At 71.3% G+C, this 23,531-nt stretch carries 21 protein-coding genes; 14 read left to right on the forward strand and 7 right to left on the reverse strand.

Annotation, left to right across the window (positions count from 1 at the left end; translation table 11 throughout):
- Positions 1-6 precede the first annotated feature (6 nt).
- On the forward strand, positions 7-558 hold the full coding sequence (locus tag QMC84_RS17610) for a TIGR03086 family metal-binding protein (protein ID WP_300376949.1): 552 nt from the start codon (positions 7-9) through the stop codon (positions 556-558).
- Between the two features lie 18 nt (positions 559-576).
- Here the strand turns inward: QMC84_RS17610 and QMC84_RS17615 are convergent, their stop codons facing one another.
- Positions 577-1,257, reverse strand: a complete 681-nt coding sequence (locus QMC84_RS17615) for a GPP34 family phosphoprotein (protein ID WP_300376951.1) — start codon at positions 1,255-1,257, stop codon at positions 577-579.
- Between the two features lie 62 nt (positions 1,258-1,319).
- Here QMC84_RS17615 and metG point away from each other — a divergent pair, with 62 nt between their 5' ends.
- Entirely contained in the window at positions 1,320-3,107 is a 1,788-nt protein-coding gene (gene metG, locus QMC84_RS17620) for a methionine--tRNA ligase (RefSeq protein ID WP_300376953.1), read from the forward strand.
- 25 nt (positions 3,108-3,132) lie between these two features.
- On the opposite strand, the gene arfB is transcribed toward metG, so the two are convergent.
- Positions 3,133-3,558 carry an alternative ribosome rescue aminoacyl-tRNA hydrolase ArfB gene (arfB, locus tag QMC84_RS17625; RefSeq protein WP_300376955.1) on the reverse strand — a complete coding sequence of 142 codons (426 nt, stop codon included), beginning with the start codon at positions 3,556-3,558 and terminating at the stop codon, positions 3,133-3,135.
- A gap of 7 nt (positions 3,559-3,565) precedes the next feature.
- Complete coding sequence (locus QMC84_RS17630) at positions 3,566-3,976, reverse strand: CoA-binding protein (RefSeq protein ID WP_300376957.1); 411 nt, start codon at positions 3,974-3,976, stop codon at positions 3,566-3,568.
- Between the two features lie 149 nt (positions 3,977-4,125).
- On the opposite strand from QMC84_RS17630, the gene QMC84_RS17635 reads away from it, so the two are divergent.
- The 3 genes from QMC84_RS17635 (at position 4,126) to QMC84_RS17645 (ending at position 6,694) form a co-directional block, all read left to right on the forward strand.
- A complete protein-coding gene (locus tag QMC84_RS17635) occupies positions 4,126-4,953 on the forward strand; it encodes a hypothetical protein (protein ID WP_300376959.1) in 828 nt (275 codons plus the stop codon).
- A gap of 108 nt (positions 4,954-5,061) precedes the next feature.
- Positions 5,062-6,234 carry an acyl-CoA dehydrogenase family protein gene (locus tag QMC84_RS17640; protein ID WP_300376961.1) on the forward strand — a complete coding sequence of 391 codons (1,173 nt, stop codon included), beginning with the start codon at positions 5,062-5,064 and terminating at the stop codon, positions 6,232-6,234.
- A 133-nt stretch (positions 6,235-6,367) separates the two neighbouring features.
- Positions 6,368-6,694, forward strand: coding sequence for a plasmid stabilization protein (locus QMC84_RS17645; protein ID WP_300376963.1), 327 nt, complete (start codon positions 6,368-6,370; stop codon positions 6,692-6,694).
- 3 nt (positions 6,695-6,697) lie between these two features.
- Here the strand turns inward: QMC84_RS17645 and QMC84_RS17650 are convergent, their stop codons facing one another.
- On the reverse strand, positions 6,698-9,622 hold the full coding sequence (locus tag QMC84_RS17650; RefSeq protein ID WP_300376965.1) for a PAS domain-containing hybrid sensor histidine kinase/response regulator: 2,925 nt from the start codon (positions 9,620-9,622) through the stop codon (positions 6,698-6,700).
- Between the two features lie 258 nt (positions 9,623-9,880).
- Between QMC84_RS17650 and QMC84_RS17655 the strand changes: the two genes are divergently transcribed.
- Entirely contained in the window at positions 9,881-10,654 is a 774-nt protein-coding gene (locus QMC84_RS17655; RefSeq protein WP_300376966.1) for a SigB/SigF/SigG family RNA polymerase sigma factor, read from the forward strand.
- A 92-nt stretch (positions 10,655-10,746) separates the two neighbouring features.
- On the opposite strand, the gene QMC84_RS17660 is transcribed toward QMC84_RS17655, so the two are convergent.
- From QMC84_RS17660 to QMC84_RS17670, 3 genes are read right to left on the reverse strand one after another with little or no spacing between them, the layout of a single operon-like run.
- A complete protein-coding gene (locus QMC84_RS17660; protein ID WP_300376968.1) occupies positions 10,747-11,613 on the reverse strand; it encodes a crotonase/enoyl-CoA hydratase family protein in 867 nt (288 codons plus the stop codon).
- Positions 11,610-12,824, reverse strand: a complete 1,215-nt coding sequence (locus tag QMC84_RS17665; protein WP_300376970.1) for an LCP family protein — start codon at positions 12,822-12,824, stop codon at positions 11,610-11,612. The genes QMC84_RS17660 and QMC84_RS17665 overlap by 4 nt, the downstream gene beginning before the upstream one ends.
- 9 nt (positions 12,825-12,833) lie before the next feature.
- A complete protein-coding gene (locus QMC84_RS17670; RefSeq protein WP_300376972.1) occupies positions 12,834-14,210 on the reverse strand; it encodes a wax ester/triacylglycerol synthase family O-acyltransferase in 1,377 nt (458 codons plus the stop codon).
- A 235-nt stretch (positions 14,211-14,445) separates the two neighbouring features.
- Between QMC84_RS17670 and QMC84_RS17675 the strand changes: the two genes are divergently transcribed.
- From QMC84_RS17675 to QMC84_RS17710, 8 genes are all read left to right on the forward strand, one after another.
- Positions 14,446-14,964: an acyl-CoA thioesterase gene (locus tag QMC84_RS17675; protein WP_300376974.1), complete on the forward strand. Its 519-nt coding sequence runs from the start codon at positions 14,446-14,448 to the stop codon at positions 14,962-14,964.
- 195 nt (positions 14,965-15,159) lie between these two features.
- Positions 15,160-16,512: an LCP family protein gene (locus QMC84_RS17680; protein ID WP_300376976.1), complete on the forward strand. Its 1,353-nt coding sequence runs from the start codon at positions 15,160-15,162 to the stop codon at positions 16,510-16,512.
- Between the two features lie 163 nt (positions 16,513-16,675).
- Positions 16,676-17,623, forward strand: a complete 948-nt coding sequence (locus QMC84_RS17685) for a glycosyltransferase family 2 protein (RefSeq protein WP_300376978.1) — start codon at positions 16,676-16,678, stop codon at positions 17,621-17,623.
- Positions 17,620-18,540 carry a glycosyltransferase family 2 protein gene (locus QMC84_RS17690; protein WP_300376980.1) on the forward strand — a complete coding sequence of 307 codons (921 nt, stop codon included), beginning with the start codon at positions 17,620-17,622 and terminating at the stop codon, positions 18,538-18,540. The genes QMC84_RS17685 and QMC84_RS17690 overlap by 4 nt, the downstream gene beginning before the upstream one ends.
- Before the next feature lie 6 nt (positions 18,541-18,546).
- Entirely contained in the window at positions 18,547-19,749 is a 1,203-nt protein-coding gene (gene glf, locus QMC84_RS17695) for a UDP-galactopyranose mutase (RefSeq protein ID WP_300376981.1), read from the forward strand.
- Between the two features lie 64 nt (positions 19,750-19,813).
- Positions 19,814-21,814: a glycosyltransferase gene (locus QMC84_RS17700; RefSeq protein ID WP_300376984.1), complete on the forward strand. Its 2,001-nt coding sequence runs from the start codon at positions 19,814-19,816 to the stop codon at positions 21,812-21,814.
- On the forward strand, positions 21,807-22,682 hold the full coding sequence (locus QMC84_RS17705; RefSeq protein WP_300376986.1) for an ABC transporter permease: 876 nt from the start codon (positions 21,807-21,809) through the stop codon (positions 22,680-22,682). The genes QMC84_RS17700 and QMC84_RS17705 overlap by 8 nt, the downstream gene beginning before the upstream one ends.
- Positions 22,679-23,476, forward strand: coding sequence for an ABC transporter ATP-binding protein (locus QMC84_RS17710; RefSeq protein WP_300376988.1), 798 nt, complete (start codon positions 22,679-22,681; stop codon positions 23,474-23,476). The genes QMC84_RS17705 and QMC84_RS17710 overlap by 4 nt, the downstream gene beginning before the upstream one ends.
- The last annotated feature ends 55 nt before the right edge of the window (positions 23,477-23,531 follow it).

Here is a 23,531-nt window from a genome sequence, read left to right on the forward strand (position 1 = left end):
GGGTGCATGACGACCCACCACGCGCAGGCCGACTGGGGCGACGACGTCCGGGTGCTCGCGCGAGCGCTCGACCAGGCCGGCGACGTGCTCGACCAGGTGCATCGGGACCTCCTCGAGAGACCGACGCCCTGCGCTGACTGGGACGTCGCGGCCCTCGCCGACCACCTGGTGGCGACGCCCGCGAACTTCCTCGCGATGGCCCGCGGCGAGCAGCCGGACTGGTCGGCCCCGGCGCACGTCACCGAGGAGTGGGGCCCGGCGTTCCGCGTCGCGGCCGACGACCTGATCCACTGGTGGCACGAGCACGGCGGTGAGACGGAGTCGAGCGCGGACATGGCCACCGCCGAGCTCGCCGTGCACACCTGGGACCTGGCGCGGGCGATCGGCTTCCCCGTCGAGCGGCTCGACCGGGAGGTCGCCACCCGGGCGCTGGAGCTCCTGCGGTCCGGCCTGACGCCGGAGAACCGCAGCGGGGTGTTCGGCCCGGAGCAGTCGGCCGCCGAGGACGCCGGGACCTACGAGCGGCTCGCCGCGTTCGCCGGACGCCCGATCGACTGACCCGCCGGGCCGCCCCGGTCAGGTGCTCGCGGCGCCGCCGGCGGCCGTCGTCGCCGCGACCGCGGTGATGGCTGCCGTGGCGGCGACGATCGCGTCGCGGACCGCCTTGGCGGCCCAGTCGCCCTTCGCGATCTGCTTGGCCCGCTTGCGGACCTCGCCGGCGGAGAGGCCCTCGTGGTCGACCACCAAGTGCTGCTTGTCGATGGCCGACAGCAGCGCGACCAGCGCGCCGGTGCGCTCGTCCGGCTCGACCCCCTGGACGAGGACGGCGGTCAGCAGCCGGCGGACCTCCTGCTCGCGGCCGGAGTCGACCGCGGGCCAGCGGGTGCGCGGGAACAGCCCCAGCACCCGGTCGTCGTGACGCTCGAGGACGCCGCGTGCGGCGAGCCGCTCGGCGAGCGCGTCGCGCGTGCCCCTGCCGAGCCGGTCCACGAGGTCCCGCGCGGTGCGCGGCTTCGCCGCCACGACGTCGTACGCCGTGCGCAGCACCGGGTCCTGCGGAGCCGCTCCCGCGACCGCTCGGACCCTCGCGGCGTGCCACACGCCCGTCGTCTCCTCGACCTCCACCGCGCCCGTGGTCGCGAGCTCAACCAGGAGGGCTCCGCCCAGCACGGTCTGCGGATAGGACGTCAGGGTGAGCTTGCCGCTGTCGTCGTCGAGCAGCAGGAGGAGCAGGTCCTCCGCGATGAGGGTGTCCACCGGACCGACGCTAGCGCGATGCGGCGGTCAGGACCCGGGTCCCAGGTCCCTAGGATTGCCTCATGAGTCATGTCCTCTCCGCCGTCGCCTGGCCGTACGCCAACGGTCCGCGCCACATCGGCCACGTGGCCGGTTTCGGCGTGCCGTCCGACGTCTTCAGCCGGTACATGCGGATGGCGGGGCACGACGTCTTGATGGTCTCCGGGTCGGACGAGCACGGCACGCCGATCCTGATCGCCGCCGACGAGGCGGGTCTCTCCCCGCAGGAGCTGGCCGACCGCAACCACCGGGTCATCGCCGAGGACCTGACCTCGCTCGGCCTGACCTACGACCTCTACACGCGCACGACGACGCGCAACCACCACGCGGTCGTGCAGGAGCTGTTCCTGGGGGTCTACGAGAACGGCTACTTCGTCGAGCAGACGACGTACGGCGCGATCTCGCCCTCGACCGGACGGACGCTGCCGGACCGCTATATCGAGGGCACCTGCCCGATCTGCGGCTACGACGGCGCGCGTGGCGACCAGTGCGACAACTGCGGCAACCAGCTCGACCCGCACGACCTGATCGACCCGCGCTCGAAGATCAACGGCGAGGCGCCGGAGTTCATCGAGACCCAGCACTTCTTCCTGGACCTGCCCGCGCTGGCCGACGCGCTGGGGGAGTGGCTCGACGGTCGCGAGGCGACCGGCCTCTGGCGGCCGAACGTGATCCGGTTCAGCCAGAACATCCTCAAGGAGATCCGGCCGCGGGCGATGACCCGTGACATCGACTGGGGCATCGCCGTGCCGCTCGACGGCTGGCGGGAGAACCCGACCAAGAAGCTCTACGTGTGGTTCGACGCGGTGATCGGCTACCTGTCGGCGTCCATCGAGTGGGCCCGCCGCATCGGTGACGACCAGCGGTGGCGGGAGTGGTGGAACGACCCCGAAGCGCTGTCGTACTACTTCATGGGCAAGGACAACATCACCTTCCACAGCCAGATCTGGCCGGCCGAGCTGCTGGCCTACTCCGGGAAGGGCGCGAAGGGCGGCTCGCCGCGCGAGTACGGCGAGCTGAACCTGCCCACCGAGGTGGTCTCCTCGGAGTTCCTGACGATGGAGGGCCGCAAGTTCTCCTCCTCCAAGCGGGTCGTGATCTACGTGCGCGACCTGCTCAGCCGCTACCAGCCCGACGCGTTCCGCTACTTCGTGGCGGCGGCGGGCCCGGAGAACCAGGACTCCGACTTCACCTGGTCGGAGTTCGTGCGCCGCACCAACGACGAGCTCGTCGCGGGCTGGGGCAACCTGGTCAACCGCACGGCCACGCTGATCGCGAAGAACTTCGGCGAGATCCCGAAGGCCGGCGAGCTGACCGCCGATGACCAGGCCCTGCTCGACTCGGTCGGGGCGGCGTTCGGCACCGTCGGCGACCTGATCGGCCGGCACCGGCAGAAGCAGGCGATCGGCGAGGCGATGCGTGCGGTCGCGGAGGTCAACAAGTACGTCTCCGACTCCGAGCCCTGGAAGATCAAGGACGACCCCGACCGCCTCGGCACGATCCTGCACGTGGTCGCGCAGTGCGTGGCCGACCTCAACCTGGTGCTGAGCCCGTTCCTGCCGTTCGCGGCCAACGAGGTGGACAAGGCGCTCGGCGGAGCCGGCGACCTCGCGCCGATGCCGCGGATCGAGGAGGTCGACGACCTCGACGGGGGCGCGCCGTACCCGATCATCACCGGCGAGTACTCCGGCTTCCCCGCCTGGCAGCGCCGGCCGATCGTGCCCGGCACCCCGGTCTCGAAGCCCACGCCGATCTTCACCAAGCTCGATCCGTCGATCGTCGACGAGGAGCTCGCCCGGCTGGCGGACTGAGACGACACGCCCCATCCGCTCGGCCTCAGGCGTCCCGGACCCGCCCGCGCAGCGACTTGGTCCGTCCGCGCTGCTTCTTGGCGTCCAGCCGGCGCTGCTGGGAGCCGCGGGTCGGCTTGGTCGGGCGACGGGGTGGGGGCGGCGGTGCGAGGGCCTCGCGGAGCCGCTCGGCGAGCCGCTCCCGGGCGGCGACCCGGTTGCGGTGCTGGGAGCGGTGCTCGGTGGCGACCACCCGCACCGGCGAGCCGAGCCGGCCGACGACCCGGGCACGCTGAGCGTCGGTGAGGACCGTCGACACGGCCGCGTCGTACTCCAGCTCGACGCGGCTGTCGGTGGTGTTCACCGACTGCCCGCCCGGCCCCGGCGACCGGGAGAAACGCTCCACCAGCTCGGCCTCCGGGACCACGAGGCCGGAGGGCAGGCCCGGCCCGGGCGGGACGACGAGGTTCATCCGCCGCTCAGCGCCGCTTGCGCCACTCGATCGCGGGGCAGGTGTCCATCACCATCGGGACGCCCGCCTGCGTCGTCCGCGCGAACGCGTCCTCGTCGATCACGCCGAGCTGGAACCACACGGCCTTCGCGCCGATGGTGACGGCCTGGTCGGCGAACTCACCGGCCGCCTCGGAGCGCCGGAAGACGTCCACGACGTCCACGGGGAACGGGATGTCGGCCAGGGTCGGGTAGCCCGGCTCGCCCAGCACCGTCGGGGCGTCCGGGTGCACCGGGACGATCCGCTTCCCGCGCTGTTGGAGCAGGGCGGCGATGGAGTACGCCGTCCGGCTCGGGTCGCCGGAGAGACCCACGACCGCCCAGGTCTCGCAGTCGTCGAGCATGAACCGGACCCGCTCCGGGTCCTGCCAGTCCGCCATGGTCCCAGCCTAGTCAGGAGGGAAATCGCAGGAATCGATCAGAGTTCTGAGGTTCTGGCCCCGGCCGCGTCGCGGAGGAGTTACCGTGACCCGATCTCGCGCTACCGAGTGGTAGCGCGACCTGAGTTGCTCGGGAGGGAGCACTTTCCATGAATCTTCGCAGTCTTGCCACCCGCACCGCGGTAGCCGGTGCCGTCTCCGCCCTCGCTGCTGGTGCGCTGGTCGGCGCCACCACCAGCGCGGCCGAGGCGGCCGACGTCACCGGTACGTACACCTGCTCGGCGCTTGGGAGCGTGCTGGGCGACTTCCCGCTGGCGATCTCGGTGCCGCTGCTCCCGCCGACCGCGCCCGCGGGCCTGACCATCACCCCGCTGCTCGGCGTGGAGGCCCACCTCACCGTTCCCTCGGTTCTCCTGCAGGGCGCCGGGATCGACGGTGGCACCGTCGATGACTTCGGGATGACTCTCGGTGCGGCGACGATCGGGGCTCCGCTCACCGTCACGGACATCACCGACAACGGCAACGGGACCTCCACGGTGAACGCCACCGGCATCAACGAGACGTTCACCACCCCGAAGGCTGGGACCTACGACGTCAAGCTGCCGGGGGCCTTCACGTTCTCCAGCACGTCCCACGGGAGCCCGAGTGTGCCGGTCGCGTGCTCGACCGACGCGCCGGCGACCCTCGGCACTGTCACGCTGGGGAAGCAGGCCAGCGAGATGACGGTGAAGGCCGTCAGGAGGCACAAGGTCAACGTGACCGTGACGAACGAGTACAGCACGCCGTCCGGCAAGGTCGTCGCCAAGGTCGGCAAGAAGGCTTTCTCCGAGAAGCTCAACAGCAACGGCAAGACCGTCTTCACCTTCCCGAAGGCGCTGAAGGGCAAGAAGGCCGTCTTCAGCTACAAGGGAGACGGGTTCACCGCTGGTGACAGCAAGGACGCGGCCGGGAAGCCGATCTCGGCCATCATCAAGTGACGCCCTGATCCAACGCGAACCGACGAACGCCCGGCCGGGTTCTGCCCCGGCCGGGCGTTCGCATGCCCGGCCCGGACAGCACGGTTGCCCGTGGATAGAGTCCGACCCATGAGCACCGAGTTCTCTCTCTACGCCCTCTCCGAGGAGCACCAGGCCGTCCGCGAGGCGGCCCGTGCGGTATGTGATGCGAAGGTGGCGCCGTTCGCGGCCGACGTGGACGAGCACGCCCGTTACCCCCGCGAGGCGGCGGAGGCGCTGCTGGCCGCGGACTTCCACGCTCCGCACATCCCCGAGCAGTACGGCGGTGCCGGTGCGGATGCCCTGGCCACGGTGATCATCATCGAGGAGGTGGCCCGGGCGTGTGCCTCCTCGAGCCTGATCCCGGCGGTGAACAAGCTCGGGTCGCTGCCGGTGCAGATCGCCGGCTCGGAGGAGCTGAAGGTCAAGTACCTGGGGGCGCTGGCGCGTGGTGAGGGCGGGTTCTCCTACTGCCTCTCCGAGCCGGATGCGGGCTCGGACGCGGTGGGCATGAAGGCCCGCGCGGTGCGCGACGGTGACACGTGGGTGCTCAACGGGGTCAAGCGCTGGATCACCAACGCGGGGGAGTCGGAGTACTACACGGTGATGGCGGTGACCGACCCGGAGAAGCGCAGCCGGGGGATCAGCGCCTTCGTGGTGGAGAAGTCCGACGCGGGCGTCTCCTTCGGTGCCCCGGAGAAGAAGCTCGGGATCAAGGGCTCGCCGACCCGGGAGGTCTACCTGGACAACGTCCGGATCGGTGCGGACCGGATGATCGGGGCGGAGGGCACCGGGTTCGAGATCGCGATGCGGACCCTGGACCACACCCGGGTCACGATCGCGGCGCAGGCGGTGGGCATCGCCCAGGGGGCAGTGGACTACGCGCTGGGCTATGCCCAGGAGCGGCGCCAGTTCGGGAAGCCGATCAGCGACTTCCAGGGGCTGCAGTTCCTACTGGCCGACATGGGGATGAAGGTCGAGGCGGCCCGGCAGCTGACGTACGCGGCGGCGGGGAAGTCCGAGCGTGGCGACAGCGATCTGACGTTCTTCGGGGCCGCGGCGAAGTGCTTCGCCTCGGACGTGGCGATGGAGGTCACCACCGACGCCGTGCAGGTCCTGGGTGGCTACGGCTACACCCGCGACTACCCGGTCGAGCGGATGATGCGCGACGCCAAGATCACCCAGATCTACGAGGGCACCAACCAGGTCCAGCGGATCGTGATGGCCCGGCAGCTCCTCGCGGGAGTGCAGAGCGACCTCTGACCCGCGCCCATCGAGCCGGTCGGTGCCTCCGGGCGTTCCGTGGGTCGTCGTCGGGCACCAGGCCCGGGCGGTCGCGCATCCGGGCCGGCCGGCTGGGTACCGGTGGGCATCCGAGTGCCGAGGAGGTCGACCGATGCCCCAGCAGCAGTGGAGCAAGAAGCGCGAGCGGCAGTACGACCACATCAAGGACGGTCTCGAGGAGCGCGGACGCTCCGAGGACGAGGCCGAGGAGATCGCCGCGCGCACGGTGAACAAGGAGCGCGCCCGCAGCGGCGAGGCGCGCCAGCGCAGCCGGACGTCGACCGAGGACATCTCCTCCTCCCGCCGCGGCGGGCTGCGCTCGCACTCCGGGCCCGGGGGACGCACCCGGGACCAGCTCTATGCGGAGGCCCGCGACAAGAACATCAAGGGGCGCTCGTCGATGAACAAGGCCGAGCTCGAGCGGGCCGTCGGCCGCTGAGGCTCACGCGTCGGCGGACACCGGACCGGCTGCCGCCCCCGAGGGTGGCCGGAGCCAACGCGCGAGGACGGCCTCGATGCCCGCCCCCGTCACCGGCTTGGTGAGGTAGTCGTCCATGCCCGCCGCCAGGCAGCGCTCGCGGTCGCCGGCGACCGCGGAGGCGGTCATCGCGATGACCGGCAGGCCGGGGCCCCCCAGCTCCAGCCGACGGATCTCGGCCGTCGCCTGGTAGCCGTCCATGACGGGCATCTGGCAGTCCATGAGCACCGCGTCGAAGCTCCGCGTGCGCAGCGCCTCCAGGGCGGCGAGGCCGTCCGCGGCGACGTCGACCTGGTAGCCGAGGTGCTCGAGGATGCCAACGGCCACGAGCTGGTTGACCTCGCTGTCCTCGACGACCAGGAGTCGGGCGTCCGGCTTCCTGGTGGCGGGCTCCGGCCGGGGCGTGGCGCCGGGGGCGAGGGAGAGTCTCGAGATCGCCTCGCTCAGCGCCGAGGGCCGCACCGGCTTGACGAGGCGGGCCGCGAGCCCCGCCGGCAGCGAGGCGGTCGGCAGCACGTCCGTGCCCGAGGTGAGCAGCATCGTCGCCGTGCCGGCCAGCTCGGGCGTGGCCTGGACCCACGACGCGAGCTCGAGGCCGTTGAGGCCGGGCATCGACAGGTCCAGGAGCGCGAGGCGGTACGGCATGCCCGCGGCTGCCGCCCGGTGCAGCAGGACCTGGGCCTCCTCGCCCGAGGACGCCTGGTCCACCTCGATGCCCCAGCGCGTGAGCTGCTCGGCCAGCGCCGTGCGGCAGCCCTCGCTGTCGTCGACGAGCAGGACGGGCTGTCCCTGCCAGGCGTCGGCGAGTGCCGTACGGGGCGAGGGCTGGACGGCGCTCACGGGCAGCGGCACCACCACCCAGAACCGGCTACCGCCGCCCGCGCGGGGCTCGACGCCGATCTCGCCGCCCATGGCGGTGACGAGCTGGCGGCTGATCGCCAGCCCCAGCCCGGTGCCGCCGAAGCGCCGGGTCGTGGTGGAGTCGGCCTGGGTGAAGGCGTCGAACAGGTGCTCGCGCTGGTCGGGGTCGACGCCGATGCCGGTGTCGAGGACCTCGAAGCGCACGGTGGCCACGTCCGAGGCCATCGCCCGGTCCAGGCGCGCCGAGACGAGGACCTCGCCGGTCGTCGTGAACTTGATCGCGTTGGAGGCGAGGTTGAGCAGGATCTGGCGCAGGCGGACGGTGTCGCCGCGCAGCCCGAGCGGCACCTCGGGCGAGCAGCGGACGACGAGCTCGAGCCCCTTCTCCTGGGCGGGCCCCGCGACCAACCGCGCGGTCTCGTCGAGGAGCCGTGCGACGTCGAGGTCGACCTCGTCCAGCTCCAGATGGCCGGCCTCGATCTTCGAGAAGTCGAGGATGTCGTTGATGACCTGGAGGAGTGCCTCGCCGGCCACCCGGATCCCCTCGGCGTAGCGGTCCTGCTGGCCGTCCAGACGGGTCGTCAGGATCAGCTCGGTCAGCCCGAGGACGCCGTTGAGCGGTGTCCGGATCTCGTGGCTCATCGTGGCGAGGAACGTCGACTTGGCGCGCGAGCCGGCCAGGGCGTCGTCGCGCGCCCGCTCCAGCTCCAGCTCCATCTCCTTGCGGGCCGTCGAGTCCGACAGCGAGATGACGATCCCGCGGACGACGGGGTCGTCGAGGAGGTTGACGAACCGGGCGAGCACCCAGCGATGCTCCGCCTCCGCCGGCACGAGATGGAGCTCCGCCTGCACGACGTTTCCGGGGGCGGCCAGGGTCCGCTCCAGCGCGTCCTCGAGCCCGTCGTGCAGCCGGAGCCCGGCGGCCTCGGCCCACGCGGGCAGGCTGCGCCGGCTCGAGGGGCCGAGGGACTCCTCCACGCCACGGGAGGAGAACACGACGTCGAGACGCTCGTCGACGACCAGGATGGCGTCCACCGTGTTGTCGGCGAGCGCCTGGAAGTACTGGTGGCTGCGGGCCAGCTCGGCGTGGGCGGCGTCCTCGGATGCCAGGAGTCGTCCGACGCGGATCAACGTGATCAGCAGCAGCACGCCCATCCCGACGTACGGGACGTAGAGGGCGTGCTGGTCGTGGTGGGTCACCAGGTGCGCCACCGGGGGCACGGCCGCCGGGAGGATCGCGAGCAGCATCCGCGTGGTGTGGCTGCGGCGCACCGCCCTCCCGTCCGCCTGGACTGCCGGCGCAGTGCGATCCCGCGGCAGGGCCGCCGATGCGAGGAGCAGCATCCCGACCAGCCAGCCGGCGTCGAGCCGGTCGGGGGGCGTGCCTCCCACCGCCACGAACGCGCTGCTCGTCAGCAGCCAGGTGCCGAGCGCGGCCGTCATCAGCCACCCGGCCGCCGACCGGCCGCGACGTACGACGACCGCACGTGCCGCGAACGCGAGCAGGGTCAGGTCCGCGACCGGCGTCGAGAGCTGGAGCGCCCCCTCGGCGACGCTCAGGTCGCTCGCCTCGAACGCCGCTGTGGTGGAGGCCGTCCACACGAGCAGCACCGCCACGGTCACGATGGTCGCCGCCTCGAGGAGCGGGTCGAGACGTGCCAGTCGACGCCGGCCGGCCGCGGGGGCGAGCAGTCGGAGCAGTGCCGCCCCGAGGACCAGGTAGCCCGCGAAGTAGGCGACCGCCGCGAGCCAGGCCGCGTCGTCGAGCCCGGCCCAGCCCACGACGCACCGCTCGAGCACGTCGCCGGCCACGGTCACGCTCACGGCCGCCGCGATCAGCACGGCCACGCTCCGACCTGCGGGGCGGCGGAGCACGCCCGCCCAGGCGATCACCATCGCTGCAGTCGCGCCGATCAGGTAGGTCAGGTCTCCCGCGCGGCCCGAGGGTGCGACCAGGTGCGCCGTGATGCCCAGGCAGGCCACTGCGACGGCTGTCGTCGCGGTCCTGGTCGCGGCAGTCGTGCTCACACCCGTCGCGTCCATGGTCCCCCGGCCTCGTTCAGTGGAACGGCCTCGTCGAGCGCACGGGTGGTCGCGTTCGGCGTCGGCCGTACCTCCTCGTTCGGCCGGTGACCGGCCGACCTGACGACAAATCCGCGCGAGAACCGCGGCCGAGAAGGAACCGTTCGGTCCCCCATAAGGGTGGTGTGCCGCCTGTGGGCCGCTGCGAGGATCGGAACGGCGGGCGCCCCGCGCGCCCGCCGACCATCGCCCAGGAGGTGCGAGATGGAGCACCGACGAGAGGCCACGACCCGGCTTTTCGAGGAGCTGGAAGCGGCATCCGACCAGGAGGCCCACCGGATCCGCGACGAGATCGTCCGGCTCAACATGCGGGTCGCCAGCGACTGCGCCCGGCGCTACCGGCAGCGCGGGATCGCGACCGAGGACCTCGACCAGGTGGCCTACCTGGGGCTGGTCAAGGCGGTCAGGGCGTTCGACGCGGGCCGTGGCCACGACTTCCTCTCGTTCGCCGTTCCGACCATCCGCGGCGAGGTGCGACGCCACTTCCGCGACCTCGGCTGGGCGCTGCGGCCACCGCGCTCGATCCAGGAGCTGCAGTCGCGCATCCTGGCCGCCGAGGGCGACCTGGCCCAGGAGCTGGGCCGTTCGCCGCGGCCGAGCGACCTCGCCCGACACCTCGAGGTCGACCTGGAGCAGGTGCTCGACGCCCTCGGCGCAACGGGCTGCTTCGCACCGGCGTCGCTCGACATCGTGGCCGTCGACGGCGACGACTCCCTGGGCGACCGGCTCGGCGCGGTCGATCCGGCGTTCGCCACGGCGGAGGCCCGGATCACCTTGGCCACGCTGATGCGCGGGCTGACGCCGAGGGAGCGGCGGATCCTCGAGCTGCGGTTCTTCGGCAACCGCACCCAGGCCGAGATCGGGGCCGACATCGGCGTCACCCAGATGCAGGTCTCCCGGCTGCTGAACCGGATCCTGGGCCGGCTCCGCGAGCGGATGCTGGCCGAGTCCGACGCGTCGTCCGGCCCCGCAGCGTAGGTACGGTCCCAGGACGTCGGCTCCAGAACGACGGCCCTAGAACGACGGCCCTAGAACGACGGCCCTAGAACGACGGCCCTAGAACGACGGCCCTAGAACACGGGTGGCAGCTCCGAGGCCCGGCCGGTGAAGGTCGGCGCCCGCTTCTCCAGGAAGGCCGTGACGCCCTCCCTCCCATCGCCGATCGAGGACCAGTACATCGCCAGCGAGTCCGACAGGTGCGCCTCGAGCGGGTCCGCGGCCGCGCTGTTGCGGTAGAGCAGGCGCTTCGCCAGGCCCAGCGCCGTGGGGGAGCGGCCGACCACGAACGAGCGGGCCAGGGCGTACGCCGCGGGGAGCAGCTCGTCCGGCTCGTGCACGCTGCGCACCAGGCGGCCGGCGAGCGCGGCGTCGGCGCTCAGGATCTCCGCGGAGTACACCCACTCCAGGGCCTGCTGGATCCCGACGATCCGCGGCAGGAACCAGCTCGACGCCGCCTCCGGGACGATGCCGAGGCGGCCGAAGACGAAGCCGATCCGAGCCGTGGTCGACGCCAGCCGCAGGTCCATCGCCAACGTCATGGTGGCGCCGATCCCGACCGCCGGGCCGTTGATCGCCGCGATCACCGGCTTCGGCAGCGCATGGATCGCGAGCGTGACGCGGCCACCGGTGTCGCGCACCCCGTCGTGGTACGGCGGCTCGTCGTACGCCGCCCGGAACTCCTCGGGCGTCGGGCGCAGCGACTCGTCGAGCCCGAACACGTTGCCCTCGGCCGACAGGTCCATCCCGGCGCAGAACGCACGGCCGGCACCGGTGACCACGACGGCGCGGACGTCGTCCTCGACCGCGTCGGTGCGGAAGACCGTCTCGAGCTCGCGCGCCATGGTCACGTCGAACGCGTTGAGCTGGTCGGGGCGGTCCAGCGTCAACGTGGCGATGCCGTCCTCGTCGACCGACCAGCGCAGGGTCTCGTAGCTCATCCGGTCACGCTCCTCGGCAGGCCGGTCGGCGTGCACAGGCTGGCCGGCACGTCGTCGGTCTTGTCCTCGATGATGTAGCGGAACATCTGCTTGGACCGCTCGGCGTCCCAGTGCACGGCGAGGTCCGCGATCGGGACCACGCAGCTGAGCCCGTTCTCGCCGTTCACGTGCGTCATCGACGACGCCCACAGTGCCGCACGCAGCGGGCTGGTGCCCTCGCCGAAGGCGAAGAAGTCCGGGACCGAGTTGGACAGCCGCCAGTACCGCACCGGGTTCAGCACCGTCCACGGCGAGACCACCTCGTCGCCGACGGCGGCGACGACCTCGCGCTGGCGCTTGACCCGGTCGATGTCACCGATGCTCGAGGTGTGCCGCGAGCGGGCGTAGCCGAGCGCGGTCGTGCCGTCGGCCTCCTGGCAGCCCTTCTCGACGTCGAGGTTGGCGAGCTTGTCCTTCATCGCCTGCTTCGGGCAGATCGTGATGCCGCCGACGGCGTCCACCACCCCGGCGAGCCCGCCGAGACCGATCTCCACGTAGTCGTCGACGCGGATGCCCGTGTTCTGCTCGATGGTGCGGACCAGCAGCTGGGGGCCGCCGTACGCGTAGGCCGCGTTGATCTTCGTGGTGCCGTGCCCCGGGATCCCCACGAGCGAGTCGCGCGGGATCGACATCAGCAGGTTCGGGCCGTCGCCGGTGTGCAGCAGCATGATCGTGTCGGTGCGCTGTCCCGCCGCGTTGCCGGTGCCGAGCTGCTTGCGCTCCTCGGGGCTCAGCCCGGCCCGCGAGTCACTGCCGACGAGCAGGTACGTCGTGCCGGGCTGGTCGCCCGGGCGGTCGCCGGACGGCTCGAAGTCGACCTTGTCCACCTTGCTCCACGCCCAGAGCGGCACCGCGACCAGGTAGACGACCCAGAGCAGCAGCAGCGCGAGCACGATCCGCAGCCAGAACCCCGGCCCCCGGCGACGGCCGCGGGGCCGGCCGGCGGGAGGGCGCGCCGCGGGTGGAGGGGGCGTCGGGCGGCCGGGCTGGGTCGCCGGCCGGCCGGGCGCAGGCACGGGCGGTGGCGTCTGCCCGGGACGCGACACCGTGGGCATCACCCGGGTCTCGTCGGGTCGCGGCTCACGGTCCGGGTCACCGGATCCGCCGTACAGCCAGTGGAAGTCGGGAGACCCGTCCCCGGGCTCGCCGTCCCCCCGGGGGCGATCAGTCATGCCCCGACGCTACCGTGCCGCCAGCTCCGACCAGGACTCCGCAATGCCGTCGGCGAGCACCTGGAGGTCCGGCACCGACTCGTGGTCGCCGGTCAGCCCGAAGGCCAACGCGTCCTGGTAGGAGAGCATCGCGATGCCGACGCGGACGTGGTCGGCGATCGGCACCCACGGGACCATCGAGCGCACCGGCCGGCCCAGGCAGTACAGCGGCACGCGGGGGCCGGGGACGTTCGTGGTCACCGTCGTCACCTGGTGCTGCGGGAACCGCCAGGCGGTGCGCAGGCCCCACGACACGAGCGGGAAGGGGCCGAGCTCCGCCGTCGAGGTGATGCTCATGCCTGCCTCCGGCTCGTGGTGGGCGCGCAGTCGGCGGAGCCGCCGGTGCACGGCGTGCACCCGCTCGACCGGGTCGGCCACGTCGACCGGCAGGTAGGGGAGCAGCAGCGAGACCTGGTTGTCGGTGACCGACTCGTCGCCCTTGGCGCGGGTCGAGACCGGCACCAGGGAGCGGACCGTCCTGGCGTCGGGGCTCTCGCGCCGGCCCAGCAGCAGCCGACGGAACCCACCGGCGATCGCCGCGAGCGCGACGTCGTTGACGCTCGCGCCGCACCGGCGGCGTACGTCGGCGACCTCGGACATGTGGACCTCGACCCAGGTGAACCGCCGGTCGGCGCCGATCGGGCCCAGGAGGGAGGACGGGTGCACGGGCCGGGCGGCGCCGCTCAGGTCGAGCAGGCCCCGGGCGGCGTGGGCGACGGCGTTGGCGGAGCGGACCGGCGTGCGCGAGAGCCGGCCGACGGCGGTCGCCACCCGGGCCGGGTAGCCGGCCAGCTCGCCGAGGCCGAGGGCCGCGAAGGCCGTCGGGGTCTGCTCACGACCGCACGGGGCGGGCGCCGGGACGAGTGGCGAGGTGTTCGGCGCCAGGTCGAGGAAGAGCCGGTAGAGGTCGGTCCCGGAGACCCCGTCGGCGAGGCAGTGGTGGACCCGCGAGAGGACCGCCCACTGCCGGTCGGGAAGGCCCTCGATCACCCAGGACTCCCACAGCGGGCGGGACCGGTCCATGCGGGGCGCCATCAGCGCGGCCACCAGGCCGGCGACCTCGCTCGGCCCGCCGGGGCGGGGCACGGCGGCGCGCAGCACGTGGTTGTGCAGGTCGAAGTGCTCGTCGGCCACCCACGCCGGCGCGGCCAGGTCGAACGGCACCGTCCGCAGCCGCTGCCGGTAGCGGGGGACCAGGGGGAGCCGCGCGTCGACCAGCGCGAGGAACTCGTCGTACCGCGGCGCGGGCCCGTCGAAGACCGCGAGGGAGCCGATGACGAGCGAGACCGCAGGGTCGACGTCCTCGACCTCGAGGAACGCGTCGGCGAGCGGTGTGAGTCGGTCCACCGGGGACTCCTTCCCGCGACCAGTCTCAGCGCGTGCCTGCCCGAGCACCCGGGCCGACCGGCCCCTGCCGGGGCGCCGCGGGTCCCCGGGGTCCTGGGCCCAAAGGCCCTACGAGCGCACGACGGGTCCGAGGAGGCTCCCCGATGCGGTTCCTCCGACCGGCGTCACGGTCGGTCGAGCCGCTGGCGGGCCACTGACCGCCGGGGTGGTCGCACGCCGGCGGTAGCGTGCCGGCATGGCACCGGATCCGGACCTGCACGGCCTGCCGCCGTCCTACGCACGCGTCTCGCTGGCAGTGGTCACCTCCAGCGCGCACGCGAACCTGCTGGGCAACATCCACGGCGGCGAGATCGCGAAGCTGGCCGACTCGACCGCGGGCGCCGTCGCGGCGCGGCACAGCGGCGGGCCCGCGGTCACCGCGGTCATGGACGAGATGGCGTTCCTGGAGCCGGTGCACGTCGGCGACATCGTCCGGACCATGGCACAGGTCAACTGGGCCGGCCGGTCCTCGATGGAGATCGGCGTGCGGGTCGAGACCCAGCCGTGGAACGACCCGTCGACGACCTCGTTGCACGTGGCGTCGGCGTACTTCGTGTTCGTCGCCATCGATGGGGCCGGGCAGGCGCGCCGGGTGCCGGGCCTGGTGCCGGAGACCCCGGACGAGATCCGCCGGATGCGCGAGGCCGAGATCCGCCGGGCGAACCGGCTGTCGCGGCGCGAGGCGATCGAGGCGGGCCGCCACCCCGGCCCCTGATCGCAGGTCCTTCGGCGCGTCGCGCCGGATTGTGACGGGTGTGACTGGTGATACTGGCGAGCAGCAGTACCCTTCCCCGTTCCACAGCAGAGAGGCATCTCGATGCCGCCCGTCTCTTCCCCCGGGTCGCATGACAGCCACGGTCCGCGCTCCACCGCGGTCGACCGCGCCGCTCGGGTGCGCTTCCGCAGGGCCATGGCCCTGATGCTGATGACCCTGCTCCTCCCCGGCTCGGCCCAGCTCGTGGCCGGCAACCGCAGGGTCGGCATCGCCGCGCTGCGGATCTGGCTCGTGCTGGTGGCGACGTTCCTGGCCACGCTGGTCGTCGGGATCTTCTGGCACGAGCTGATCTTCCGGCTCGCCTCGGACACCTTCGCGCTGTTCTGGATCCGGGTCGGGCTGATGGCGCTCGCCACGGGGTGGGCGGTCCTCTTCTTCGACGCCTGGCGGATCGGCCAGCCGCTCACGCTCAGCCTCGGCCACCGGCGCGCGGTCGTCGGCGTCAACGGCGTGCTGTGCCTGACCGTGGCGGGCTCGCTCCTCTTCGGCGCGCACCTCGTCGGCGTGCAGCGGCACCTGATGCTCACGATGTTCGGCAGCGACCAGGTCACCGGCGCCCACGACGGCCGCTACAACGTGCTGCTCCTCGGCGGCGACTCCGGCGCGGGCCGCTGGGGACTTCGCCCGGACTCGATGACCGTCGCGAGCATCGACGCCGACACCGGGCGCACGGTGTTGATCTCGCTGCCGCGCAACATGCAGAACTTCCCGTTCGTGCGGGGATCGGTGATGCACGAGCAGTTCCCCGACGGCTTCGACGCCGACTACCTCAACGGCGTCAGCACCTGGGCCGGCGACAACACCGAGCTGTTCCGCGGGTCCGACAATCCCGGGGTGGACGCCACGATCATGGCGATCGAGGGGATCACCGGCCTGAAGATCAACTACTGGGCGATGGTCAACCTCGAGGGCTTCAAGGACCTGGTCGACGCGGTCGGCGGGGTCACCCTCAACGTGCGCCAGCCGATCCCGGTCGGTGGCCTCGGTGACGACGTCACCGGCTACATCCAGCCGGGCGTCCGCAGGCTCGACGGCCACGACACGCTGTGGTTCGCGCGCGCCCGCGACGACTCCGACGACTACTCCCGGATGGCCCGGCAGAAGTGCGTGATGAACGCCATGCTCCAGCAGATCAGCCCGCAGGTGGCGCTGCGCAACTTCGAGAAGATCGCGGACGCGAGCTCGGCGATGATCTCGACCAACATCCCCGGCAGCGAGGTGGACCGGTTCATCTCGCTGGCCCTCAAGGCCCGCAACCAGAAGGTCTCGACGCTCTCGCTGGTGCCGCCGATGATCAACACGGCCGATCCGGACATCAGGCTGATCAAGACGAAGGTCGCCGAGTCGATCGACCGTGCCGAGGGCACCGCCCCGCCGCCGAACAAGCAGAAGCGCCACGACGGCGACCCGGTCACCGGCGGCTCGATCGGCTCGTTCAGCACCGGCTACGCCGCCAACGAGGCCGACGACCTGGGCTCCGCCTGTTAGGGGCGAGTCGGCGCGTCTTGCTCACCCCAGACCGCCGAGTCGGCGCGTCTTGCCCGGCCCGCGGGCAAGTTGCGCCGACTCGGCTCGCGTCCGCGGGCAAGTTGCGCCGACTCGGACCCCGCCCCCGGGCAGGTCGCGTCGACTCGGACCCTAGGCTGGACGCGTGAGCCAGCAGCCCCAGCACCGACGCGTGGTGGCTGTCGTGGTCACCTACGACCGGCTCGGACTGCTGCAACGGCTGCTCGAGCGCCTCGACCAGGTGCCGGAGCTGAGCGAGATCCTCGTGGTCGACAACGCCTCGACCGACGGCAGCGGGGAGTGGCTCGCGGGCCTCGACGACCGGGACGCGGGCGAGGGGCGCCCGACGACCCCGGTGCTCGGTCGCACCCTGGCCGAGAACGGCGGCGGCGCGCGCGGCTTCCACGACGGCCTCGCCTGGGCGATGGAGCGGGGCGCCGACCTGACGTGGCTGATGGACGACGACGGACTGCCCGAGCCGGACTGCCTCTCGCGCCTGCTCGCCGAGGACGACCTCGACTTCTGGGGCCCGGTCGTCGTCGACCAGGACCAGCCGGACCGGCTGGTCTTCCCGATCCGGCTGCCCGGTGGCACCCGCGTGGTGCACGGCCTGCCGGACGTGGAGCGCGCGGCGGCCGACGGCCGGATCGACGGCATCGTGATCCCCTTCAACGGCGTGCTCGTCACCCGCGAGCTCGTCGCTCGGATCGGGCTCCCGCGCGCCGAGTACTTCATCTGGGGCGACGACCACGAGTACCGGCTGCGCGCGGAGGCGGCCGGGGCCCGGATCGCCACCGTCGTCGGCGCCCGCGTCCACCACCCGGCGGTCGGGAGCCTCGGCGCGCCGATGATGTTCGGGCGGACGACGTACAACCACAGCCCGAGCGACCTCAAGCACTACTGCATGGCCCGCAACAACCTCCTGAACCTGCGCGAGTACCGCGGTTGGCCGCATGCGCTCGCGTTCGTGGCGAAGACCGCGTGGTTCTACACGTTCACCCGCCCCGACCCCCGTCGGCTGGTGCTCAGCGTCCGCGCGATGTACGCCGGTCTCCGCGGCGACTTCGGCGGGCACCGGAGGTTCCTGCGATGAGCGCGCGGGAGAGCGTCGCGGTCGTGGTCGTCACCTACAACCGGGCCGACCTGCTCGCGCACATGCTGGACGGCCTCGCCGCCCAGACCCGGCCGGCCGACGCGATCTTCGTCATCGACAACGCCAGCAGCGACCACACCCGCGCGCTGCTCACCGAGCAGGTGGCCACCGCCCGCCCCGGGCTGCCGCTGCAGGTCACCCACGTCGAGGAGAACCTCGGCGGCGCCGGTGGGTTCCACCTCGGGGTGGGCATGGCGCACGCTGCCGGGCACGACCGGATCTGGCTGATGGACGACGACGTCGTGCCCGCGCCCGACTGCCTCGAGGTCCTGCTGGGCCAGGACGAGGCCTGCTTGATGTCGGTGCGACAGGACACCCACGGCCGGCTGGTCGAGAAGGCCGCCCTCCGCTTCGACCTGCGCAACCCGCTCGCGGTGCGCCCGAAGACCGCGATGGTCGAGACCGAGTACGGCAGCCGGGACCGGATGCCGCGCCGTGTCGAGCTCGAGAACGTCGCGTTCGAGGGGTTCCTGCTGCGCCGGGAGGTCGTGGACGCGATCGGCCTGCCCGACCCGTCGTTCTTCATCTTCTACGACGACGTGGACTACGCCGTGCGCGCGCGCCGCGCCGGCTACCGGATCTGGGCGGTCCGCGACGCGGTGCTCGTGCGCCAGCTGCCCTTCGACCAGCAGCACGACCTGAGCGGGTGGAAGGGCTACTTCATGTACCGCAACCTGTTCGTCGTGCACCTGAGGTACGGCGAGAACGTCCTGGTGCGGCTCAAGCCCTGGGCGGTGGCCGCCGCGGTCGTGGTGCTGAGCCCGCTGCGGGGCGGGCGGGCCGAGGCGCGCAATGTGATCCGGGCCATGCGCGACGCGCGGACGATGCGGTCCGTGCCGTCCCGGTCCGTAGACTGACGCATCGTGGCCTCCTCTGCTCCAGACCTCGTCGTCGTCGGCTCCGGCTTCTTCGGCCTCACGATCGCCGAGCGCTGTGCCAACGACCTGGGCCTGAACGTGCTCGTGCTCGAGCGTCGCCACCACCTCGGCGGCAACGCGTACTCCGAGCGCGAGCCCGAGACCGGGATCGAGGTGCACAAGTACGGCGCCCACCTCTTCCACACCTCCAACGAGAAGGTGTGGGAGTACGTCAACCGCTTCACCAGCTTCACCGACTACAAGCACCGGGTGTTCGGGAAGTACCAGGGCCAGGTCTACTCGCTGCCGATGAACCTGGGCCTGATCAACCAGTTCTTCGGCAGGAGCCACACCCCCCAGGAGGCTCGCGAGCTGATCGCGGGCCAGGCCAGCGAGATCGACACCGCGGCCGCGCAGAACCTGGAGGAGAAGGCGATCAGCCTGATCGGCCGGCCGCTCTACGAGGCGTTCATCAAGGGCTACACCGCCAAGCAGTGGCAGACCGACCCCAAGGAGCTCAGCGCGGAGATCATCACGCGCCTCCCGGTCCGCTACACCTTCGAGAACGGCTGGTTCAGCGACACCCACGAGGGCCTCCCGACCGACGGCTACACCGCCTGGCTGGAGCGGATGGCCGACCACCCGAACATCGAGGTCCGCCTCGAGACCGACTTCTTCGCCCAGACCGATCGATTCAGGGCCGAGGACTACAAGGGCAAGGTCCCGATCGTCTACACCGGCCCCGTCGACGAGTACTTCGGCAACTCCGAGGGCCGGCTCTCCTGGCGGACCGTGGACCTGGAGGAGTCGATCGAGGACGTCGACGACTTCCAGGGCACCGGCGTCGTCAACTACAACGACCAGGACGTGCCGTTCACCCGCATCATCGAGTTCAAGCACTTCCATCCCGAGCGCGCGAAGACCCACCTGCCCGGCAAGACGGTCATCGTCCACGAGTACTCCCGCTTCGCGGAGGACGGCGACGAGCCGTACTACCCGATCAACACCGCCGAGGACCGCGCGAAGCTGCTCCGCTACCGCGAGCTGGCGAAGAAGGAGCCGATGGTGCTCTTCGGCGGCCGCCTCGGCACCTACAAGTACCTCGACATGCACATGGCCATCGGCTCGGCCCTCTCCATGTTCGAGAACAAGCTCCGGCCGCACTTCGCCGAAGGCGTGCCCCTCACCAGCGGAGGAGTCGACGATTGAGCACCCCACGTCCTCTGCTTCCCCCGCTGCGCTCCTCCGGCCCACAATTTCGAGGGGACCCCGCATGACAGCGACCCGCCTGCTCCAGCGACAGATCCTGCCGGTCGACCGCGACTTCGACGTGCTCGCGCTGTACGTCGATCCCGAGGACGCCCGGCTCGACGCCGACAAGTACGAGATCGGCGGCAGCCGCGCGGCCAAGGACCTCAACAACGCCGCGATCCGGCAGTCCACGGCGACCGGCCACACGATCCACCCCGACCAGATCGAGTCGCGCACCGCGCTGCGGGTCAAGTCGGGTGACCGGCTCTCGTTCGGCACCTACTTCAACGCGTTCCCGGCCAGCTACTGGCGCCGCTGGACGGTCGTCAAGGACGTCACCTTGACGGTCACCGTCGCGGGTCGGGGCGCCACCCTCCTGGTCTACAAGTCGATGGCCAAGGGCCACTCGCAGCGCGTCGCCTCCGCCGGCACCGGTGCCGAGAGCCGCAGCACGTTCAGCTTCGACCTCAGTCTGAAGCCGTTCGTGGACGGCGGCTGGTACTGGTACGACATCATCGCCGGCGACGACGACGTGGTCGTCGAGAGCGCCGAGTGGACCGCCGAGGTCCCCGAGGACCGAGCCGAGCACGGCACCGTCGACATCGCGATCACGACCATGAACCGCCCGGACTTCTGCGCGAAGCTCCTCGGCCAGCTCGGCGACGACCAGGAGGTGCGTCCCTACCTCGACACGGTCTTCGTGATGGAGCAGGGCACCGACAAGGTGGTCGACTCGCCGGACTTCGCGAAGGCCCAGGGTGCGCTCGGGGACCTGCTGCGAGTCATCGACCAGGGCAACCTCGGCGGCTCCGGCGGCTACGCCCGCGGCCAGCTCGAGTCGATCCGCAAGGGCACCGCGACGTACACGATGATGATGGACGACGACATCGTGTGCGAGCCCGAGGGCGTGATCCGCGCGATCACGTTCGCCGACCTCGCGCGCCGCCCCACGATCGTCGGCGGCCACATGTTCAACATCTACTCGCGCTCCCGGCTGCACAGCTTCGGCGAGATCGTCCAGCCGTGGCGCTTCTGGTGGCAGTCACCGTTCGACACCTACAGCGACTGGGACCTCGCGGGCCGCAACCTGCGCTCGAGCCGGTGGCTGCACAAGCGCATCGACGTGGACTTCAACGGCTGGTTCATGTGCCTGGTGCCGCGCCGGGTCCTCGAGGAGATCGGGCTGTCGCTCCCGTTGTTCATCAAGTGGGACGACTCCGAGTTCGGGCTGCGCGCCAAGGCGGCCGGCTACCCGACGGTGACGTTCCCGGGCGCCGCGGTCTGGCACGTGCCGTGGACCGACAAGAACGACGGGCTGGACTGGCAGGCCTACTTCCACCAGCGCAACCGGTTCATCGCGGCGCTGCTGCACTCGCCGTACCCCAAGGGCGGCCGGATGATCCGCGAGAGCCGCAACCACCAGATCTCCCACCTCGTCTCGATGCAGTACTCGACGGTGGAGATCCGGCACCAGGCGCTGCTCGACGTGCTGGCCGGACCGGACAAGCTGCACGAGATGCTGCCGAACCGGCTCGCCGAGATCAACGCGATCCGCAAGCGGTTCACCGACGCGCAGCTCGAGGTGGACCCGGACGCGTTCCCCGCGATCCGGCGCAAGAAGCCCCCGCGCAAGGGACGCGACGGCACGGAGATCCCCGGGCGCCTCTCGCTGCTGCTCAGCGCCGGCCTCCAGCCGCTGCGCCAGCTCAAGCCCCCGCGCGAGCTCTCCCAGGAGAACCCCGAGGCCGAGGTCCGGGCCATGGACGCCAAGTGGTACCGACTCGCGTCGTACGACTCCGCGGTCGTCTCGATGAACGACGGCGCCTCCGCGGCGTTCTACCGTCGCGACCCCCAGCTGTTCCGTGAGCAGATGGTGAAGACCCTCGAGATCCACGAGCGGCTCAAGCGCGAGTGGCCGCGGCTGGCCGAGGAGTACCGCGCCAAGCTCGGCGAGGTCACCTCGCCGGAGGCATGGGAGGAGACCTTCCGGCCGTGGACGGACGGCCCGGACGCCGATGACTGAGGCCGGCCACGTGGTCGATGCCCCGCTGACCCCACCGGCCCCCCGCGCCGGCCTGATCGAGGTGTTCCGGCGGCGGTACCTGCTGCGGATGCTGGTGCAGCGCGAGCTCAGCGCGCGCTACCAGGGCTCGGTCCTGGGGCTGCTGTGGTCCTACATCAACCCGCTCTCCCAGCTGTTCATCTACTGGTTCGTGATGGGCAAGATCATGGGCCGCAGCACCGAGATGTTCGCGGTGCACGTCTTCTGCGGGCTGATCGTCGTGCAGTTCTTCATCGAGACGTTCAACGCCGGCACCCGCTCGATCGTGCGCAACCGGGCGCTGGTGCAGAAGATGGCGATGCCGCGCGAGATGTTCCCCGTCGCCTCGATGCTGGTGTCGCTGTACCACATGGGGCCGCAGCTGGTGATCCTCACGATCATCGTCCTGCTCACCGGCTGGACGCCCGACCCGGTCTACCTCCTCGGGTTCCTGCTCGCACTGGCGATCATCGCGATGCTCGGGACCTCGCTGGCGCTGATGTTCAGCGTGGCCAACGTGTTCCTGCGCGACGTCAGCAGCTTCGTGTCGATCCTGACGAACTTCGTGCGCTTCGGCGCGCCCATGATCTACCCCTACAGCCTGGTCGACGCGAGGTTCGGCAGCTTCGCCCAGTTCTACCTGTTCAACCCGATCGCGGACGCCGTGCTGCTGGTCCAGCAGGCGTTCTGGGTGGGCAGCACGAAGGATCCGGCGACGACCCACGCCGAGCACATCCCCGACAACCTGTTCGCCTACGGGTTCCTCGCGCTGGGCATCGCGGCGGTGATGCTGCTCATCGGCCAGCGGGTCTTCGCCCGGTTCGAGAACCGGATCCCGGAGCAGCTGTGACGACGTACCCGAGCAGCACCTCCATCGTCGTGGACAACGTGACCAAGTCCTTCACGCTGCGCTACCACCGCACGCTCAAGCAGATGGCCGTGGCTGCGATCAAGGGACGCGACATCAGCAACACGTTCAAGGCCCTCGACGGCGTCTCGTTCACGGTCGAGCAGGGGGAGTCCATCGGGCTGATGGGTCTCAACGGCTCGGGCAAGAGCACCCTGCTCAAGCTGATCAACGGCGTGATGCGGCCCGACAGCGGCACCGTCCTCACCCGAGGTCGGATCGCGGGACTCATCGCCACGGGCGCCGGCTTCCACCCGCAGCTGACCGGGCGGGAGAACGTCTTCCTCAACGCGGCCGTGCTCGGCATGAGCGAGGCGGAGACCCGGCGCAAGTTCGACGACATCGCGGAGTTCGCCGACATCGGCAAGTTCCTCGACTCCCCGGTCGGCCACTACTCCTCGGGCATGTTCGCCCGGCTCGGCTTCGCCGTCGCCATCCACGTCGACTCCGACATCTTCCTCGCCGACGAGGTGCTTGCGGTCGGGGACAAGCCGTTCAAGCAGAAGTGCCTGGCGAAGATGCAGGAGATCCGGGAGAGCGGCCGCACTCTGTTCTACGTGAGCCACGCCGCCGGCTCGGTCCGCAAGATGTGCGATCGGGTGATCGTGCTGGAGCAGGGCCGGCTCGCCTTCGATGGCAACGTCGACGAGGGCATCAAGTTCGTCAAGTACGACGACACCGACGGCGAGGAGCACAACCCCGGCGAGACCGACGACGAGCTCGGCGCCGACATATAGCCATCCGCGGATATCCCGGGCCACCGCCTCAGGTGGCGGTCCGCAGCCGAGCGCC

The sequence above is a fragment of the Nocardioides sp. genome, assembly GCF_030019515.1.
In the GTDB taxonomy this organism is placed as follows: Bacteria; Actinomycetota; Actinomycetes; order Propionibacteriales; family Nocardioidaceae; genus Nocardioides.